Below are 2,428 nucleotides of genomic sequence, written 5' to 3' on the forward strand. Positions count from 1 at the left end.
TGAGCCATAGGGCAAAACTGACTGATGGCTTGTCGCTACAATGTCGTATCAACGGGGCGATTGGACGCGGCGGAAAAACTTTGAGCCATAGGGCAAAACTGACTGATGGCTTGTCGCTACAATGTCGTATCAACGGGGCGATTGGACGCGGCGGAAAAACTTTGAGCCATAGGGCAAAACTGACTGATGGCTTGTCGCTACAATGTCGCATCAACGGGGCGATTGGACGCGGCGGAAAAACTTTGAGCCATAGGGCAAAACTGACTGATGGCTTGTCGCTACAATGTTGTGTTGCAGCCAATTGAAAATCGCCACCACAATCTCACACCTCCGGTTCAATCCCCGCCGCACGCAACTGCGCCGCCAATCGTTCGGCGCGAAGCCTTTCCTGTTCGGTGCGAAGCCTTTCCTGTTCCACCAACTCCGTTCCCCACAACAACATTTGTCCCGTTTCATCCCACCAGCGCCACCAAAATCGGGTCCTATTTGCCTTGCTTCCCTGCCAAATACCTAAATATAAACCCATCTGACTCACCCAGTAGCGATTATTAGCATCCGGTTATTGCAATTGATATCTGCCCCCGTCATCTAATTGATACAATTCCAGCCATCCTGCATCCAAAGCAAAAATAGCGTAGTTCGGTACTTGCAAAATGCGCTCGTAGTAATACCATTTTCCAGGGGGATACTTGGATTTGATCGAATATTCGCCACCTTCTGTTTCTGACAAAAATTCCATCACAATTGCTGTAACTTCACCTTGTAAATTAGGTGTATAGCTGCGACGAGTTTGGTTTGGCGGATTTGTCGGTAATACAGAGCGGACGTAGAACCAATCCGGTGCTTTGATTACCAGGTTGTCTTCCACTATGGCGCCAATGCCAAAATTAGTACCGACTAACATCGATTCCCCTATTCTTCCTGACAGTTCTAGGGCTTTGGTGAGAGCAGCAGCTAGGAGGGGCTGGTTAATAAGTAGGTGAATATAAATAAACTCACCACAATGGCGGGCGATTATCCCACCCCACAAAACCTTCAATCTCTTGTGGGTTGGGCGTCCCGCCCGCCATAGGTAGGGATAGCTATTTTCACTTTATTTACCTGCACCTACTTATTGTCCACTGGTTCATCATCCAATACAAAATCATCTGGTAATTTTTTACAAGTAATTTTTATTTTTGTTGTATCAACGGTCATGACCCATTTTTTCCAATAATTTTATAAATTTTTCTAGAAAAACAGCGAGCCAATTGGTTCGCTGCTTTCAATGTAAAATAGATTTATATATTAGATCGCACCATTCCGGTTATGCGGTGACTCAAAATCAATCAACGGTCCTTTGGAATTCGCGTTGGATTGATTTTGTCGTGGCTTTTGTAATAGTGGCGCTTGATGTGGTCGAGGTTGCAGGTTTCTTTGACGCCGGGAAATTGGTAGAGTTCTTTGGGATAATTCCAAAGATTGGAATAATCCCAAAGATGGCGGAGGTTGCATTTAAAGTGACCGTAATAGACAGCATCGAACCGCAGGAGGGTTGTGAACATACACCAATCTGCTTCAGTAATTTGATCTCCCCATAGATAGCGCTGCTTACCTAACACTCCATCCCAATAATCGAGGGCGTTGAATAAATCAGTTACTCCTTCCTCATATGCCATCTGAGTCGTTGCGAATCCGGCTCTGTAGACACCATTATTAATCGGTTGATAAATCCCGTCTATAGTTTGGTCAATAACCTCGCGCAACTCATGTGGATAAAAGTTGGCAATTCCCTCGAATTGGGTATCGAACATGCGAATAATTTCGCGGGATTCGTTATTGACGATTGTGCCGGTTTGTTTATCCCAAAGTACCGGAAATGTAACCCGCAACGAATAATTTGCATCTGCCTTCAGATAGATTTACCAAAGATAACTAGCATGATTTACCGAATCGGGAATGCAACCGGGTTCGTCGGAGAATACCCAGCCGTTGTGATAAATTTCGGGATGCACAACTGAAAGACTAATCGCATCTTCCAAACCCTTCAATTTCCGCATAATTGCCGTGCGGTGCGCCCAAGGACAAGCCCAGGAAATATAAAGATGGTAGCGCCCGGATTCGGCTTTAAAACCGCTGGAATTATCGGCTGTAATCTGGTTGCGAAAAGTTGTCGAGGGTCGAATAAATTTTCCTTGAGCATCTTCTTAAGTGCGTGAGGATACCCATTTGCCATCCGCGAGTAGACCTAAACCCATGATTGCTCTCTTTGGTTGTGATGACCGATTGATTGTAGCCGCAATTCCAGCTGATGCCGATGTGTTATAAACGATGACGAGAAGTGCAAAACTCCCGGCGTTTACGCGGGAGTTTTGCACGAACGGGACGTTTAAGTCCCGTCAAGTAACGTCATGATGGCGCTGTGCCTCAATATACCTTCCCACAGTTT

1 protein-coding gene and 2 pseudogenes are annotated in these 2,428 nt (G+C 45.7%); 1 reads left to right on the forward strand and 2 read right to left on the reverse strand.

All coding sequences use genetic code 11. From position 1 onward, the window contains the following. The coding region (locus MiSe_RS48595) for a hypothetical protein (RefSeq protein WP_226594644.1) at window positions 1-305 on the forward strand (305 nt) is incomplete at its 5' end. Between the two features lie 17 nt (window positions 306-322). Here the strand turns inward: MiSe_RS48595 and MiSe_RS54390 are convergent. Further along, a pseudogene (locus MiSe_RS54390) lies at window positions 323-973 on the reverse strand (Uma2 family endonuclease); the annotation flags it as partial. Window positions 974-1,287: 314 nt separating this feature from the next. Next, window positions 1,288-2,237, reverse strand: a pseudogene (locus MiSe_RS54395) (glutathione S-transferase family protein). Window positions 2,238-2,428 lie beyond the last annotated feature (191 nt).

This window comes from Microseira wollei NIES-4236 (assembly GCF_020521235.1).
GTDB classification, from domain to species: Bacteria; Cyanobacteriota; Cyanobacteriia; order Cyanobacteriales; family Aerosakkonemataceae; genus Microseira; species Microseira wollei.